Origin of the sequence: Herbiconiux dendrobii, assembly GCF_052048175.1 — a bacterium.
Lineage (GTDB): Bacteria > Actinomycetota > Actinomycetes > Actinomycetales > Microbacteriaceae > Herbiconiux.
Genome location: NZ_JBLZQV010000006.1, coordinates 155,756 through 171,323, shown reverse-complemented (window position 1 = coordinate 171,323; position 15,568 = coordinate 155,756). Strand labels below are relative to the sequence as shown.

The window sequence follows — 15,568 nt, the reverse complement described above, 5'->3', positions numbered from 1 at the left end:
AGCCGCCGCGATCTAGGGTTGAGTCATGACCCAACCGGATGTCCCCGAGGCCCCCGCCTCGGGGAACCGCGACGGCTCCGCCGACTCGGCCCCCGCTCCGACGGACGCCCGCTCCACCGATCCCGCTCCGGCGCGCTCCGGCATCTCCCGCCGGGGGCTGTTCGGGCTCGCCGGGGCGGGCGTCGTGGGGGCGGGTCTCGGCGCGGCGCTCGACCGCTTCGTGCTCCCCTCCTCCGCCTCGGCCCAGGAGAACGCCGCGGTCTACCCCTTCTACGGCACCAACCAGTCCGGCATCACCTCGCCCGCCCAGGACCGGCTGCACTTCGCCAGCTACGACGTCGCCACCGGTCTCACCCGCGACGAACTGATCGGTCTGCTGCAGGACTGGAGCGACGCCTCCGCCCTGATGACGGCCGGTGACCCGGTCGGCGTCTACGGCGCGGTCAACGGCCCCTACGACGCTCCCCCCGACGACACCGGAGAAGCGCTCGGCCTGCCGGCATCCGGACTCACCATCACCATCGGCTTCGGTCCCACGCTGTTCACCGACAGCACCGGCACCGACCGGTTCGGCATCGCCGCCCGGCGCCCCGAGGCGCTCGTCGACCTGCCGCACTTCCCCGCCGACGCCCTCACCGAGGGGCTCACGGGAGGCGACCTCTGCATCCAGGCCTGCAGCGACGACCCGCAGGTCGCGGTGCACGCCATCCGCAATCTGTCCCGGATCGCCTTCGGCCGCGCGAGCATCCGCTGGTCGCAGCTCGGTTTCGGCCGCACCAGCTCCACCACCACGGCGCAGGCCACGCCCCGCAACCTGTTCGGCTTCAAGGACGGCACGGCCAACATCAAATCCGAGCAGACGGATGTCGTGAACGAGCAGGTGTGGGCTTCGGCCGACGACGGTGCCGCCTGGATGGCCGGCGGCTCGTACCTGGTGGCGCGCAAGATCAGGATGACGATCGAGACCTGGGACCGCACGTCGCTGCGCGAACAGGAGAAGATCGTCGGCCGCACCAAGGGTGAGGGGGCACCCTTCTCCGGCGGCACCGAGTTCAGCGAGCCCGACTTCGCAGCGACCGGCCAGGGCGGCGCTCCCCTCATCGCCGCGGACTCGCACGTGCGACTCGCCCACCCCGAGCAGAACGCGGGCGCCCAGCTGCTGCGCCGCGGCTACAACTTCGTCGACGGCAACGACGACCTCGGGCGGTTGAACGCGGGCCTGTTCTTCATCTGCTTCCAGCGCGACCCGCGCACGCAATTCATCCCGATCCAGATGAACCTGGCCAAGAACGACGCCATGAACGAGTACCTCCGCCACGTCGGCTCGGGCATCTTCGCGGTCCCGCCCGCCGCGTCCGCCAAAGGCGGCTTCGTCGGAGAGACCCTCTTCGCCTGACCCCGATCGGGCCGGAATTGACCTGAACCGGGGTCGAGGTTCTACGGTCGAGGGTGTGAGTGCACCCGAGAACCTGCGCACGGCCGCTGCCGAGACACCGCTGAGCCCGCGCTTCCGGCTGATCACGATCGGCTCGATCGTGCTGGTCTTCGTGGCGGCGTTCGAGAACCTCGCAGTGACCACGGTGATGCCCGTGATCAGTGCCGAGCTGGGGGGCGAGGCGCTCTACGCGGTCGCCTTCTCGGCCCCGCTGGCGGCATCCGTTCTCGGAATGGTGATCGCCGGCAACTGGTGCGACAGCCGCGGCCCTCGCACTCCCCTGGCGGTCTCGGTCGCGTTCTTCCTGGCGGGCCTCGTCGTGGCCGGCAGCGCGTTCTCGATGGAGCAGATCGTGATCGGGCGGCTGATCCAGGGCCTCGGATCGGGCGGCACCACCGTGGCCCTCTACGTGATCGTCGCCCGGGTCTACCCCGCGACGCTGCGCCCGAAGGTGTTCGGCCTGTTCTCCGCGGCCTGGGTCGTTCCTGCCCTGGTCGGCCCGCTGATCGCCGGGGTGCTCGGGCAGACCGTCGGCTGGCGCTGGGTGTTCCTCGGTGTCGCCGCGCTGATCGTGCCGGCCACCGTGATGGTGGCGCCCGCCATGCGGCACCTGGCGAGCACGGGGACGGATGCCGCCTCCCGCGTGCCGTGGAGCGTGCGCCGCATCCTCTGGGCGCTGCTGCTGTCGCTGTCCGTCCTCACCCTCAGCGTCTCGGCCGAGTTGCCGGGAGCACTCGCGCTCGTCGTCGCGGCCGCTGCCTTCGTCGTGGCGATCGTGGCGTTGCGCCCGCTGATGCCGGCCGGCACCCTGCGGGCCGTGCGAGGCCTGCCGAGCACGCTGCTCACGAAGATCGCCCTGGCCGGCGGCTACTTCTCGGCCGAGGTGTACCTGCCCTACCTGCTCACCAGCGAGCACGGACTCAGCCCGGCCGCCGCGGGCCTCGCCCTCACGGCGAGCGGCGTGTTCTGGGGTGCCGCCTCGCTCGTGCAGGGCCGGCTCGGCGAGCGGCTGACCAGTCGCGCGAGCGTGCGGATCGGCATCGCGGGCGTGGTGCTGGCCATCGCGATCGTTTTGCTGGCCACCGCCCTCGACCTGCCCGCCTGGGTGTCGATCGCCGGCTGGGCGATCTCGGGCACCGGCATGGGCTTCGCCTATCCGCGGCTCTCGGTACTGGTGCTCGGCGAATCGCGCCCCGAGCAACAGGGCTTCAACAGCGCCGCCCTCAACATCGCGGATGCCGGAGGCCCGGCGATGTCGCTCGCGATCGCCGGCATCCTGTTCCAGGGCATCGGCCAGGGCGCGGCGACCGCCGGCGCGTTCGCGGCGGTGTTCGTGCTGAGCGTCGTGCTCGCCGTGGCCTCGGAGCTGCTCAGCGCACGGCTGCCGCGCGGCTGAGACACCCCCTTCGGTCAGCGGATGCGGATTCGAACGACACCGACGCCCTATAGGTCCTCGCTCCTCGAAATTCCTGCATCCGCTGACCGAACGCCTACTGCGCGGTGGTGCCGCCGACGATGTAGGTGGCCGTCTTCTGGCCCGATCCGTCGTCGGTCACGGCCACCAAGACCGAGAAGTTCGCGTTGCTGTACGCGCCCGATCCCGCTCCGTCGGCGAAGCCGGAGAAGCTCGACTCGAAGCCCGCGGCGACCAGCTGGTCGTTGATCGCCTTGAAGTCGGCCTCGACGTCGTTCACCTTCACCGTCACCGTCCAGCCGCCGCCGTCGGCCACAGTGCCGGCGCTGAGGCCACTGACCACCTCGCCGTCGTAGAGCGGCACCTCTGCCGGGAAGCCGTCCGGCAGCCCGCCGTCGGAGTTGAGGTCGACGTCTCCGCCGCCCGCCTGCTCGACAGCGCCTTCGACGACCGACTCGACGGGGTTCCCGACGCATCCGGTGAGTGCCGGCCCGAGGAGCGCCGCGAGGGAGACCGCGAGAACGAGGGACAGCTTCTTCGTCGTCATACGTCGAGTATGGCAAAGGCCCCGCATCCGGTGACAGATGCGGGGCCTTCGCGTCATCGACTCGTCACCGAGCCGACAGCGGCGCGATGCTACTGGTTGGCGCGCTTGAGGTTCGCGGTGCGGCGGGCACGCGCGTTGGCGTCGAGCTCGACCTTGCGGATGCGCACGATCTCGGGGGTGACCTCGACGCACTCGTCCTCGCGGGCGAACTCGAGGCACTCCTCGAGCGAGAGCTGACGCGAGGGCGTCATCGACTCGAAGGTGTCGGAGGTGGACTGACGCATGTTGGTCAGCTTCTTCTCCTTGGTGATGTTCACGTCCATGTCGTCGGCGCGGGCGTTCTCGCCGATCACCATGCCCTCGTAGACCTCCTCGGTGGGGTTCACGAAGAAGGTCATGCGCTCCTGCAGGGCGATGATGGCGAACGGCGTCACCACACCGGAGCGGTCGGCCACGATCGAGCCGTTGTTGCGGGTGACGATCGCGCCCGCCCACTCGTCGTAGCCGTGCGAGATCGCGTTCGCGATACCGGTGCCGCGCGTGATGGTGAGGAACTCGGTACGGAAGCCGATCAGGCCGCGCGAGGGCACGATGAACTCCATGCGCACCCAGCCGGTGCCGTGGTTGGACATGCCGTCCATCCGGCCCTTGCGGGCGGCGAGCAGCTGCGTGATCGCGCCGAGGTACTCCTCCGGCGCATCGATCGTGAGGTGCTCGTAGGGCTCGTGCGTCTTGCCGTCGACCTGCTTGGTGACCACCTGGGGCTTGCCCACGGTGAGCTCGTAGCCCTCGCGGCGCATGTTCTCGACCAGGATGGCGAGCGCGAGCTCTCCACGGCCCTGAACCTCCCAGGCGGCGGGGTTCCCGATGTCGACGACGCGGAGCGAGACGTTACCGATCAGCTCGCGGTCGAGGCGGTCCTTCACCATGCGGGCGGTGAGCTTGTGGCCCTTGACCTTGCCGACCAGGGGCGAGGTGTTGGTGCCGATGGTCATCGAGATGGCGGGGTCGTCGACCGTGATGGCGGGCAGCGGGCGCACGTCTTCGGGGTCGGCGATGGTCTCGCCGATGGTGATGTCCTCGATGCCGGCGATGGCGACGATGTCTCCGGGGCCGGCCGACTCGGTCGGGAAGCGGGTGAGCGCCACCGTCTTCAGCAGCTCGCTGATGCGCTGGGTGGTCACGGTGCCGTCGTGCTTGACCCAGGCGACCTGCTGGCCCTTCTTGATGGTGCCGTTGAAGACACGCAGCAGGGCGAGGCGGCCGAGGAACGGCGAGGAGTCGAGGTTGGTGACGTGGGCCTGCAGGGGCGCCTCGTCGTCGTAGGTGGGGGCCGGAACGTGCTCCAGGATGGCGCCGAACAGCGGCTCGAGATCGTCGTTGTCGGGCAGCGTGCCGTTCTCGGGCTTGTTGAGCGAGGCGGCGCCGTTACGGCCGGAGGCGTACACGACCGGCACGTCGAGGATGGCGTCGAGGTCGAGATCCGGGACGTCGTCGGCCATGTCGGAGGCGAGACCGAGCAGCAGGTCCTGCGACTCGCCCACGACCTCGTCGATGCGCGCATCCGGACGGTCGGTCTTGTTGACCAGCAGGATGACGGGGAGCTTGGCCTCGAGGGCCTTGCGCAGCACGAAGCGAGTCTGCGGCAGCGGGCCCTCGGAGGCGTCGACCAGCAGCACCACGCCGTCGACCATCGACAGGCCGCGCTCGACCTCACCGCCGAAGTCGGCGTGCCCGGGGGTGTCGATCACGTTGATGGTGATCGGCTTGTCGCCGGCGTGCTTGCCGGTGTACGAGATCGCCGTGTTCTTGGCGAGGATCGTGATGCCCTTCTCACGCTCGAGGTCGTTCGAGTCCATCATCCGGTCGTCGGCATCGAAGTGCGCGTCGAAGGAGTTGGTCTGCGTGAGCATGGCGTCGACCAGGGTGGTCTTGCCGTGGTCGACGTGGGCGACGATAGCGACGTTGCGCAGGTCATCGCGGGTGGCTTGTGCCATGGGGAGAGTCCTCAGGTTCGTGAACCCGGAACTGGTGGCGCAGCCACCCACGCGGGCTCGAAATAGCGAATTGATGGGCGACGAGGCCCGGAATCGCTAAACGCCCAGGGTGATTCCAGCGCCCGGAATGGCGTTCAGCAACTCCTTAGTATATTGCTCCTGCGGGCTGTCGAAGACCTGATCGGTCGTGGCGGCCTCCACGATGCGCCCCTTCTGCATCACGCAGACGTTGTCGGCGATCACGCGGACCACCGCCAGGTCGTGCGTGATGAAGAGGTACGTGAGCTCGAGCTCGCTCTGCAGATCGGCCAGCAGTTTCAGGATCTGGGCCTGCACGAGCACGTCCAGCGCCGAGACGGCCTCGTCCAGCACCACGATGTCGGGCTTCAGGGCCAGCGCCCGCGCGATGGCCACGCGCTGGCGCTGACCGCCGGAGAGCTCGTTCGGGTAGCGGGTGATCAGCGACTGCGGCAGCGCCACCTGGTCGAGCAGCTCCAGCACCCGGTCGCGGCGCGCGATGCGGTCGCCGACCTTGTGCACCTGCAGCGGCTCGGCGATGGTGTTGCCGATGTTGCGCAGCGGGTCGAGCGAGCCGTACGGGTCTTGGAAGACCGGCTGCATGCGCCGGCGCAGGCTGAGCAGCGCCTTCCCCTTGAGGGGGGCGACATCCTCGCCGTCGATCAGGATGGAGCCGCTGGTCGGGTCCTCCAGGCGCAGGATCATCTTCGCCACGGTCGACTTGCCGGATCCGGATTCGCCGACGAGCGCCGTGGTGGTGCCCTTCTCGACCGCGAACGACACCTTGTCGGAGGCGGTCAGCTCGCCCGAGGAGCCCTTGCCCTGACCGCGGATCTTGTAGACCTTCGTGAGGTCTTTCACCACGATCGCGTCGGGCCGCTTGACGGTCGGCTGGTGTTCGATGCGTTCTTCGGCGGCGGCGATCAGGTCCAGACCCTCGGTCACCGTCGTGGGCGCGTAGGCGAGGTCGCCGAGCGCGTGCGTCGCCGACTCCTGCGTGGCACTGCTGATGCGGCGCGACGCGAGGCTCGGGGCCGCGGCCACGAGACGCTGGGTGTAGGGGTGCACCGGGTTCTGCAGGATGTCCTTCGAGGGACCGGCCTCGACGATCTTGCCCTTGTACATCACCACGAGCTGCTCGGCGCGCTCGGCGGCGAGGCCGAGGTCGTGCGTGATGAAGAGCACGGCGGTGCCGATGTCGCGGGTGAGTGTCTCGAGGTGGTCCAGGATGCGACGCTGCACGGTCACGTCCAGCGCCGAGGTGGGCTCGTCGGCGATGAGCAGCTTCGGCCGGCTGGAGAGTCCGATGCCGATCAGCACCCGCTGGCGCATGCCGCCGGAGAACTGGTGCGGGAACTGCTTCAGCCGCTTGTCGGCGTCCCCGAGGCCCGCCTCCTTCAGCACCTGGATGGCGTGGGCGCGCACCTCTTTGCGGCCGGAGGCGATCCCGTTCGCACGGATCGTCTCCTCCACCTGGAACCCGACCGACCACACCGGGTTGAGGTTGGACATCGGGTCTTGGGGCACGAAGCCGATCTGGCGGCCGCGCACCTCCTCCATTTTCTTCGGGGAGTACTTCGTCAGGTCTTCGCCGTCGAACAGGATCGATCCGCCCGTGATCCGGCCGGGGCCGGGCAGCAGGTTGATGATCGCGTGCGCGGTGGTCGACTTGCCCGATCCGGACTCCCCCACGATGGCGAGGGTCTGGCCGGGCATCAGAGTGAGGTCGACGCCGCGGACGGCCGGCACGATGCCGTCGGTGGTCTGGAAGCCGACCTCGAGGTTCTTGATCTCCAGCAGCGGACGGATGGCCCCTGCGGTGGTGGTGGGGTCGCTCATCGCTGGGCCCTCGCCTTCGGGTCGAGCGCGTCTCGGATGACCTCACCCATCATGATGAAGGCGAGGACGGTGATCGAGAGCGCGAGTGAGGGGTAGATGAGCGTCTGCGGCGCGGTGCGCAGGTCGACCTGCGCCGCCGAGATGTCATTTCCCCACGACATGGTGGAGTTGGGCAGGCCGACGCCGAGGAACGACAGCGTGGCCTCGGCCACGATCGCCGCACCGAGCGAGATCGTGGTGACCACGATCACGGGGGCGATCGAGTTGGGCAGCACGTGCCGCACCAGGATGCGGAAGTTCGACACACCGGTCGCCCGCGCCGCCATCACGTAGTCGGCGTTCTTCACCCTCAGGATCTCGGCTCTCAGCACGCGCGCGGTCGCCGGCCAGGCGAAGATGCCGATGGCCAGCGAGATCACGAACACGTTCCGGTAGGCCGAGAACACCGACATGATGACCACGGCGGCCAGGATGTAGGGGATCGAGAAGAAGATGTCGCCCGCGCGGGACAGGATCGCGTCGAGCCAGCCGCCGTAGAACCCGGCGAAGGCGCCGAACAGGATACCCAGCACGGTGGTGAGGATCGTCACGATGATGCCCACCGTGAGCGAGGTCGACGTGCCGTGGATGAGACGCGAGAACACGTCGCAGCCCTGCTTGGTGAAACCGAGCAGGTGCTCGCCGCTCGGGCCGCCGTTGCTGTTGGAGAGCTGGCAGTCGTCGTTCGGCGGAACCGAGGTGAACAGGGTCGGGAACAGGGCGACGATGATCACCAGCACGATGATGACGGCCGAGATCCAGAACATCGGCCGGCGGCGCATGTCGCGCCAGGCGTCGATCCAGAGGTTGCTCTTGCGTTCGCCGACGTTCACGGCGTCGACGGCGACGAGAGGGGTCTCCTCCAGCGGCGCGACGAAGTGCGTCGGGGTGGGCTGATTACTTGACATAGCGGATCCTCGGGTCGAGAAGGCCGTACAGGAGGTCGACGACGAGGTTGACCACCAGGTAGATGAGCACCATCACGGTCACGAAGGAGACGACGGTCGGCCCCTCCCCGCGGATGATGGCCTGATAGAGCGTGCGGCCGACACCGGGCACGTTGAAGATGCCCTCTGTGACCGTCGCGCCGACCAGCAGCACGCCGAAGTCGGTGGCCGCGTAGGTGACCACCGGGATCAGCGAGTTGCGCAGGATGTGCACCGGGATGATCCGGCGCCGGCTGAGCCCCTTGCTGTAGGCGGTGCGCACGAAGTCGAGGCTCTGGGTCTCGATCACGGATGCCCGGGTGAGCCTGATCAACTGGGCGAAGGTGATCGACGCCAAGACGAACGCGGGCAGGATCAGGTCTTGGATCGGGGCACCGGTGGACACCGTCGTCCTGGCCCAGCCGAGTTGGATCCCGAAGATGAACTGCGCCACGAACGCGATCACGAAGATGGGCAGCGAGATGAAGATCAGGCTGACCACGAGGGCCGAGGCGTCGAACAGCTTGCCCTTGCGCAGACCGGACACGAGACCGATCAGCACGCCGCCGACGAACTCGATGATGAGCGCCATGATGGCCAGTCGGATGGTGACCGGGAAGGTGCGGGCGAGGATGTCGGCGACGGGCTCTCCGGAGAAGGAGGTGCCGAAGTCGCCGCGGAAGATCCCGCCGAGGTACAGGAAGTACTGCACGATGAACGGCTGGTCGAGGTGGTACTGCTGACGCAGCTGCTCGAGCAGAGCCGGGTTGGGGGTCTTGTCGCCGAAGAGGGCGAGAAGCGGGTCTCCGGGCATCGCGAAGACCATGAAGTAAATGAGGAACGTCGTTCCGAGCAATACGGGGATCGCTTGGAGCAGACGCCTGAGGATGTATCCGGCCACGAATCAGACCGTACCAATCGAACTAGGGGGCGGGAAGCGCCGGTGCGGGTCGAGAACATGAATCGGGGGCGGCAGCGCGTGGCTGCCGCCCCCGATCGAGCGGGAACTAGCTCTTGGTGATCTCGTAGTAGAGCGGCACCGAGTTCCAGCCGAACTCGACGTTCGACGCGGTCTCGCTGTAGCCACCGGTGACGTTGGCGTACCACAGCGGGATGGCCGGGAGGTCCTTCAGCAGGATCTCCTGGGCCTTCTGGAAGTCCTCGTTCGCCTCGGCCGAGTCGGCGGTCGACGAACCGTCGTTCAGCAGTGCGTCGAACTCGGGGTTCGAGTAGTCACCGTCGTTCGAGGATGCGTTGGTCGCGTACAGCGGGCCGAGGAAGTTGAACAGACCCGGGTAGTCGGCCTGCCATCCGGTACGGAACGCGGTCTGGATGGTGCGGTCGGTGATCGCGGTGCGCGACTCGGCGAAGGTCGGGTACGGAGCGCCCGACGCGTCGATGTTCAGCGTGTTCTTGATGCTGTTCGCGGTCGCGTCGACCCACTCGGCGTGGCCGCCGTCGGCGTTGTAGGCGATCTGGAAGGTACCGGACCACGGCGAGATGGCGTCGGCCTGGGCCCACAGCTTCTTCGCCTCGTCGGGGTTGAACTTCAGCACGTCGGCGCCCTCGAGCGAGTCGCTCCAGCCGTCGATCACCGGGGAGGTGAAGTCGGAGGCGGGGGTGCGGGTGCCGGTGAAGATCACGTCGGTGATCTCGTCGCGGTTGATCGCCATCGACAGTGCGGCACGGCGCAGCTTGCCCTCTTCGTCGTTGCCGAAGTGCGCGAGGCGCTCCGGGATGGTGAACGACTGGAAGATGGCGGCCGGCTGGTTGACCGCACGGTCGCCCAGGTCGGACTCGTAGGTGCTGTAGGCGCTGGCCGGGATGTTGTCGAGGACATCGAGGTTGCCACCGAGCAGGTCGGCGTACGCGGCGTCTTCGCTGGCGTAGAAGACGATCGTGAGACCGCCGTTCTGAGCCTTGCGACCGCCGTCGTACTCGTCGTTCACGACGAGGTCGATCTTCTCGTTGTGCTGCCAGGCGGTGTCGCTGGCGAGCTTGTACGGGCCGTTGCCGATCGGGTTCTGGCCGTAGGCCTCCATGTCGTCGAACGCGGTCTTCGGCAGCGGGTAGAACGCCGAGTAGCCGAGGCGCAGCGGGAAGTCCGAACGGGCCTCGTTGAGCGTGACGGTGAAGGTCAGGTCGTCGACGACGTTGAGGCCCGTCAGGGGGCTGTCGGCTTCGTAGCTGAAGCCCTCGATGTCTTCGAAGAAGTAGCTGTTCAGCTGCTTGTTGGAGAACAGGGCGCCGTACTGCCAGGCGTCCACGAAGCTGTTCGCGTCGACCGGGTCACCGTTGGTGAACGTCAGGTCGGGCTTGATCTTGATGGTGAAGGTCTTGGAGTCGTCGGTCTCGATCGACTCGGCGACGTCGAGCTGCGGCGCACCCTCGGCGTCGTAGTACTCCAGACCCGCGAAGATCGAGTCGAGGATCTTTCCGCCACCGGTCTCGTTGGTGTTGGTGGGGATCAGCGGGTTCTGGGGCTCGGAGCCGTTCGCCGTGATGATCGAGGCGGTGCTGGCTGTGGAGTCGGTGGAGCCGCCGCCACTGGCGCATCCGGTCAGCGCGAGAGCGCTGGCGGCGAGCAGCGCGATGGCGCCGATGCCGTATCTGTTGATCTTCAATTTTCCTCCTGTGCAAGGGGTGAGATGCGGTCTGCCGATCCCCTTTGTGAGGGGCGCAGACCTAAGGAAGTACCCTAAGTGGGGGCCAGGGATGTCGCAAAACTCTGGGAAAAAAAGTTACAGACACGAAACTATCTCCAAGGATTCCTTGTGCGTTTCCCACAGAAGGTGTGAAAAAGTAGCGCTCGACGCAAGAAAGTGAAGCGATGCCCCAAGCCCTCGAATGGACCCGGATCCGGCGTCGCCGGCTGTGGTCGGAGATCGCGATCGTGCTCGGGGTCTCGCTCGGCGCATCCGCCGTCTATTCGGTCGTCAGCATCATCTCGCGGCTCACCGCCGAGACCGCGCTGGCCGACCAGACGGCGACGATCAACGGATCGCTGAGCTCGCGCGAGTGGCTCGACCTGACGTATCAGCTGCTCGCCCTGTTCTTCGACCTGGTGCCCGTGGCCCTGGTGTTCTACCTGCTGGCGATCTCGGGCGGCAACCCGTTCCGCCGGATGGGATTCGACCTGCGACGCCCCGCCTCGGACGTCGGGCGCGGCTGGCTGCTGGTGCTCGTGATCGGCGTGCCCGGCATCGCGCTGTACGTCGTGGGGCGGGCGCTCGGCATCACCGTGGACGTACAGCCCGCGCCCCTGGACACCTACTGGTGGACCACACCGATCCTCATCCTCTCGGCGCTGCGTGCGGCCCTGCAGGAGGAGCTGATCGTGATCGGCTACCTGTTCACCCGGTTGCGCCAGCTCGGCTGGCACAAATGGCAGATCATCCTCTCGGCGGCTGTGCTGCGCGGCAGCTACCACCTGTACCAGGGCATCGGCCCGTTCGTCGGCAACGTGGTGATGGGCGTCGTCTTCGGCTGGTGCTACTGGCGCTGGGGCCGGGTCATGCCGCTCGTGGTCGCGCACTGGATCATCGACATCGCCAGCTTCGTCGGCTACGCCTGGGCGCTTGCCACCTTCCCCGCGCTGTTCGGCTAGCTAGCTGCGGGAGCGGCGGTTCGAGATGACGAGGGCGGCGATGCCGGCGCCGACGACGAGGATGCCGACGGCGAAGCCGCCGATCATGAGGTAGTTGGGGGTCTGGGAGGTGGCGTCGGCCGCGATCGTGGGCTCGTCGGTGAAGAGCGGGGCCTCGGCCGTGGGGGTCGCGGTGGCCGACGCGGCGACCGTGATCGTCACCCGTGCGGTCGCCGTGCTGGTGCCGGCTCCGTCGAACGAGGTGGAGAGCGTGCAGAGCATGTTCGAGGTGCCGATCGGGAAGACCTGCCCCGACTCCACCGGCGTGTCGACGATGGAGCAGCCGTCCACGGTGATGCCGGTGGGGGGCGCGGGCGTGAAGGCGACCGGGGCCGATCCGGAGGCGTCCGCCTCCACGGTCAGCTGCCCGGGCAGGATGCTGGAGTTCGTGAAGTCGGCACTGACGATGCGCGTGCCGGTGAAATCGGCCCCGGTGAGATCGGCTCCGTCGAACACGGCGCCCTGCACGTCCCCGTCGACGAACGACGCGCCCTGGAGGTTGGCACCGCGGAAGTCGCCCTCCCCGAATCGCGTTCCGCTGAGGTCGACACCCGCGCACTGCGAGCCGCCGGGGCCGGCATCCGTCGTGCGGTACACGACGCAGTCGCCCTCGGCGAACACCGGGTCGGCCGCGGATGCCGGCGCCGCCACGACGACCGCCAGCAGCGCGCCGAGGAGAACCCCCGCCCCCATCCGGAAGCGGCGGACACGGATGCGGGCGACGGCAGCGGGCATGCCCCGAACCCTACCAAACCGCTGTCGCGCCCGCGCCGCCCGCCCTATTCGAAGGCCTCGGGGGGCGGGCAGGCGCAGACCAGGTTGCGGTCGCCGTAGGCCTGGTCGATGCGGCGCACCGGCGGCCAGTACTTGCCGCGGACGAGCGAGGGCACCGGGTAGACGGCCCGCTCGCGGTCGTACGGATGCGACCACTCGCCCGAGACCACGGCCTGGGCGGTGTGCGGAGCGTTCCGCAGGGGGTTGTCGCCGGCCGGCCACTCCCCCGCCGCCACGGCGTCGATCTCGGCCTTGATGCCGATCATCGCCTCGATGAACCGGTCGATCTCGGCGAGGTCCTCGCTCTCGGTCGGTTCGACCATCAGCGTGCCGGCGACCGGGAAGCTCATCGTCGGGGCGTGGAACCCGTAGTCCACCAGCCGCTTCGCGACGTCGTCGACCGACACGCCCGAGGCCTGCGTGATGCCGCGCAGGTCGAGGATGCACTCGTGCGCCACGAGGCCGTTCTCACCGGTGTACAGCACGGGGTAGTGCGGCGCCAGCCGCGCGGCGACGTAGTTCGCCGCGAGCACGGCCGCCGCCGTGGCATCCGCGAGCCCGGCGAGACCCATCATGCGCACGTAAGCCCAGCTGATGGGCAGGATGCTCGGGCTGCCGTAGGGCGCGGCCGAGATCTGAGGCCCGGCGTGCACGACCGACGAGCCGTCCCGCAGCAGGTGCGTGGGCTCCTGCGCGAACGCATGCCTGGGAAGGAATGGAGCCAGGTGCGCCTTGGCGGCCACCGGCCCCACCCCCGGACCGCCGCCGCCGTGCGGGATGCAGAACGTCTTGTGCAGGTTGAGGTGCGAGACGTCTCCACCGAAGTCGCCGAAGCGGGCGAAGCCCAGTAGAGCGTTCAGGTTGGCGCCGTCGACGTACACCTGCCCGCCGGCCTCGTGGACGGCCGCGCAGATCGACGCCACCTCGTGCTCGTACACGCCGTGCGTCGAGGGGTAGGTGATCATCAGCGCCGCGAGCGACTCGGCGTGCTGCGCGATCTTCGCCCGCAGGTCGTCGAGGTCGACGTTGCCCAGCTCGTCGCAGGCCACCACGACCACCTTCATGCCGGCCAGCACCGCGGATGCCGCGTTGGTGCCGTGCGCGCTCGAGGGGATGAGGCACACGGTGCGCGCCTCGTCCCCACGGGACCGGTGGTACCCGCGGATGGCGAGCAGCCCCGCGAGCTCCCCCTGACTGCCCGCGTTCGGCTGCAGCGACACCGAGTCGTACCCGGTGACATCGGCCAGCCAGCGCTCCAGCTGCGCGATCAGCTCGAGGTAACCGCCCACGTCCTCCTTGGGCGCGAAGGGGTGGATGCCGGCGAACTCCCGCCAGGTCACCGCCTCCATCTCCGAGGCCGCGTTGAGCTTCATGGTGCACGACCCGAGCGGGATCATCCCGCGGTCCAGCGCGTAGTCGGCGTCGGCGAGGCGCTTGAGGTAGCGCATCATGCTCGTCTCCGAGCGGTGGGTGTTGAACACCGGATGCGTGAGGAACTCGCTCGTGCGCACGAGCGAGTCGGGGATGCTGGGCTCGCGCTCGGCGTCGGGGCCCGACTCCTGCGGGGCCGACTCGGGCCGCGACTCCGCACCGAAGACCCGCGCGAGATCGAGCAGGGCGGCATCCGTCGTCGTCTCGTCGACCGCGATGCCCACGGTGTCGTCGTCGACCAGGTGCAGCAGGATGCCGCGGCCGTGCGCGTGCTCGACCAGCCCGCGGGCGCGGCCCGGCACCCGCACCTGCAGGGTGTCGAAGAAGGTCGGGTGCACGATCGAGAGACCCGAGGCGCGCAGCTGGGCCGCGAGCGAGCGGGCGCGGCGGTTCACCTCGCCGGCGATCCGCCGCAGCCCCTCCGGACCGTGGTACACCGCGTACATGCCGGCCATCACGGCCAGCAGCACCTGCGCCGTGCAGATGTTCGAGGTGGCCTTCTCGCGCCGGATGTGCTGTTCGCGCGCCTGAAGGCTGAGTCGGTAGGCGGGGTGCCCCGCGGCATCCACGCTCACGCCGACGAGACGGCCGGGAAGCTGCCGTTCCAGGCCGGCGCGCACGGCGAGGTAGCCCGCGTGCGGTCCGCCGAACCCCATCGGCACACCGAAGCGCTGCGACGTTCCCACGGCCACGTCGGCCCCGAGCTCGCCGGGCGAGGTGATCAGCGCGAGCGCCAGCAGGTCGGCCGCCACCACGGCTATGCCTCCCGCGGCATGCACCTCGTCGATCACGGACGACGGGTCCCAGACCCGTCCCGAGGCGCCGGGGTACTGCACGAAGACGCCGAACGCGCCGTCGGCCCCGTCGGCCCCGAGCAGCGGATGCGTGTGCGCGGCCGGATGGTCGACCGCGTCGAGCACGACCTCCACGATCTCGATCCCGACCGCCTCGGCGCGGTCGCGCAGCAGCGCCTTGGTCTGCGGGAAGGCGTCCGCATCCACCAGGAAGCGCGGGGACGCCGACTTCGAGGCCCGCCGGGCCAGCAGCATCCCCTCGACGGCCGCCGTCGACTCGTCGAGCATCGAGGCGTTCGCCGTGGCGAGGCCGGTCAGGTCGGCCACCATGGTCTGGAAGTTGATCAGCGCCTCGAGCCGGCCCTGCGAGATCTCGGGCTGATACGGGGTGTAGGCGGTGTACCAGCTCGGGTTCTCGAGCACGTTCCGCTTGATCACCGCGGGAGTGAGCGTGCCGTAGTAGCCGAGCCCGATGTACGAGGTGGAGACGCGGTTGGCCGAGGCGAGCGCGCGCAGCTCGTCGAGCGCCTCCCGCTCGGTGGCGGCGGGCGGCACGAGCGAGTCGGCGAGCGAACGGTCGAACTGGATCGCCTCGGGCACGGCGGCCTTCATGAGCTCGTCGAGCGAGCCGTAGCCCACCGCCTCGAGCATGCGGAACTGCGCCGCGGCATCGGTACCGATGTGCCGGGCTGAGAAGAGGTCGGTCAT

At 68.7% G+C, this 15,568-nt stretch carries 11 protein-coding genes; 3 read left to right on the top strand and 8 right to left on the bottom strand.

Features of this window, described 5'->3' with window-relative positions:
• Positions 1–25: 25 nt before the first annotated feature.
• Together efeB and ACN4JJ_RS17720 are read left to right on the top strand one after the other, a co-directional pair.
• Positions 26–1,396 carry an iron uptake transporter deferrochelatase/peroxidase subunit gene (efeB, locus tag ACN4JJ_RS17725; protein ID WP_440711220.1) on the top strand — a complete coding sequence of 457 codons (1,371 nt, stop codon included), beginning with the start codon at positions 26–28 and terminating at the stop codon, positions 1,394–1,396.
• A 55-nt stretch (positions 1,397–1,451) separates the two neighbouring features.
• Complete coding sequence (locus ACN4JJ_RS17720) at positions 1,452–2,831, top strand: MFS transporter (RefSeq protein WP_440711219.1); 1,380 nt, start codon at positions 1,452–1,454, stop codon at positions 2,829–2,831.
• Between the two features lie 94 nt (positions 2,832–2,925).
• Here ACN4JJ_RS17720 and ACN4JJ_RS17715 read toward each other — a convergent pair whose 3' ends face one another.
• The 6 genes from ACN4JJ_RS17715 to ACN4JJ_RS17690 form a co-directional block, all read right to left on the bottom strand.
• Positions 2,926–3,396: a hypothetical protein gene (locus tag ACN4JJ_RS17715; RefSeq protein WP_440711218.1), complete on the bottom strand. Its 471-nt coding sequence runs from the start codon at positions 3,394–3,396 to the stop codon at positions 2,926–2,928.
• Positions 3,397–3,485: 89 nt separating this feature from the next.
• On the bottom strand, positions 3,486–5,393 hold the full coding sequence (gene typA / locus ACN4JJ_RS17710) for a translational GTPase TypA (RefSeq protein WP_440711217.1): 1,908 nt from the start codon (positions 5,391–5,393) through the stop codon (positions 3,486–3,488).
• A 96-nt stretch (positions 5,394–5,489) separates the two neighbouring features.
• On the bottom strand, positions 5,490–7,250 hold the full coding sequence (locus tag ACN4JJ_RS17705) for a dipeptide ABC transporter ATP-binding protein (protein ID WP_440711216.1): 1,761 nt from the start codon (positions 7,248–7,250) through the stop codon (positions 5,490–5,492).
• Positions 7,247–8,197: an ABC transporter permease gene (locus ACN4JJ_RS17700; protein ID WP_440711215.1), complete on the bottom strand. Its 951-nt coding sequence runs from the start codon at positions 8,195–8,197 to the stop codon at positions 7,247–7,249. The genes ACN4JJ_RS17705 and ACN4JJ_RS17700 overlap by 4 nt, the downstream gene beginning before the upstream one ends.
• Entirely contained in the window at positions 8,187–9,116 is a 930-nt protein-coding gene (locus tag ACN4JJ_RS17695) for an ABC transporter permease (RefSeq protein WP_291049327.1), read from the bottom strand. The genes ACN4JJ_RS17700 and ACN4JJ_RS17695 overlap by 11 nt, the downstream gene beginning before the upstream one ends.
• Before the next feature lie 106 nt (positions 9,117–9,222).
• Positions 9,223–10,839 carry a peptide ABC transporter substrate-binding protein gene (locus ACN4JJ_RS17690; RefSeq protein ID WP_440711214.1) on the bottom strand — a complete coding sequence of 539 codons (1,617 nt, stop codon included), beginning with the start codon at positions 10,837–10,839 and terminating at the stop codon, positions 9,223–9,225.
• A 206-nt stretch (positions 10,840–11,045) separates the two neighbouring features.
• Between ACN4JJ_RS17690 and ACN4JJ_RS17685 the strand changes: the two genes are divergently transcribed.
• Positions 11,046–11,822, top strand: coding sequence for a CPBP family intramembrane glutamic endopeptidase (locus ACN4JJ_RS17685; protein WP_440711213.1), 777 nt, complete (start codon positions 11,046–11,048; stop codon positions 11,820–11,822).
• Here the strand turns inward: ACN4JJ_RS17685 and ACN4JJ_RS17680 are convergent, their stop codons facing one another.
• Together ACN4JJ_RS17680 and gcvP are read right to left on the bottom strand one after the other, a co-directional pair.
• On the bottom strand, positions 11,823–12,596 hold the full coding sequence (locus ACN4JJ_RS17680) for a pentapeptide repeat-containing protein (RefSeq protein ID WP_440711212.1): 774 nt from the start codon (positions 12,594–12,596) through the stop codon (positions 11,823–11,825).
• A 44-nt stretch (positions 12,597–12,640) separates the two neighbouring features.
• Entirely contained in the window at positions 12,641–15,568 is a 2,928-nt protein-coding gene (gcvP, locus tag ACN4JJ_RS17675) for an aminomethyl-transferring glycine dehydrogenase (RefSeq protein ID WP_440711211.1), read from the bottom strand.

What these genes read in the sequence shown, in the direction of transcription:
- efeB (WP_440711220.1), top strand. Translation starts at nt 26, where the DNA reads ATGACCCAACCGGATGTCCCCGAGGCCCCCGCCTCGGGGAACCGCGAC.
- ACN4JJ_RS17715 (WP_440711218.1), bottom strand. Translation starts at nt 3,396, where the DNA reads ATGACGACGAAGAAGCTGTCCCTCGTTCTCGCGGTCTCCCTCGCGGCG.
- typA (WP_440711217.1), bottom strand. Translation starts at nt 5,393, where the DNA reads ATGGCACAAGCCACCCGCGATGACCTGCGCAACGTCGCTATCGTCGCC.
- ACN4JJ_RS17705 (WP_440711216.1), bottom strand. Translation starts at nt 7,250, where the DNA reads ATGAGCGACCCCACCACCACCGCAGGGGCCATCCGTCCGCTGCTGGAG.
- ACN4JJ_RS17700 (WP_440711215.1), bottom strand. Translation starts at nt 8,197, where the DNA reads ATGTCAAGTAATCAGCCCACCCCGACGCACTTCGTCGCGCCGCTGGAG.
- ACN4JJ_RS17685 (WP_440711213.1), top strand. Translation starts at nt 11,046, where the DNA reads ATGCCCCAAGCCCTCGAATGGACCCGGATCCGGCGTCGCCGGCTGTGG.
- ACN4JJ_RS17680 (WP_440711212.1), bottom strand. Translation starts at nt 12,596, where the DNA reads ATGCCCGCTGCCGTCGCCCGCATCCGTGTCCGCCGCTTCCGGATGGGG.
- gcvP (WP_440711211.1), bottom strand. Translation starts at nt 15,568, where the DNA reads ATGACCGACCTCTTCTCAGCCCGGCACATCGGTACCGATGCCGCGGCG.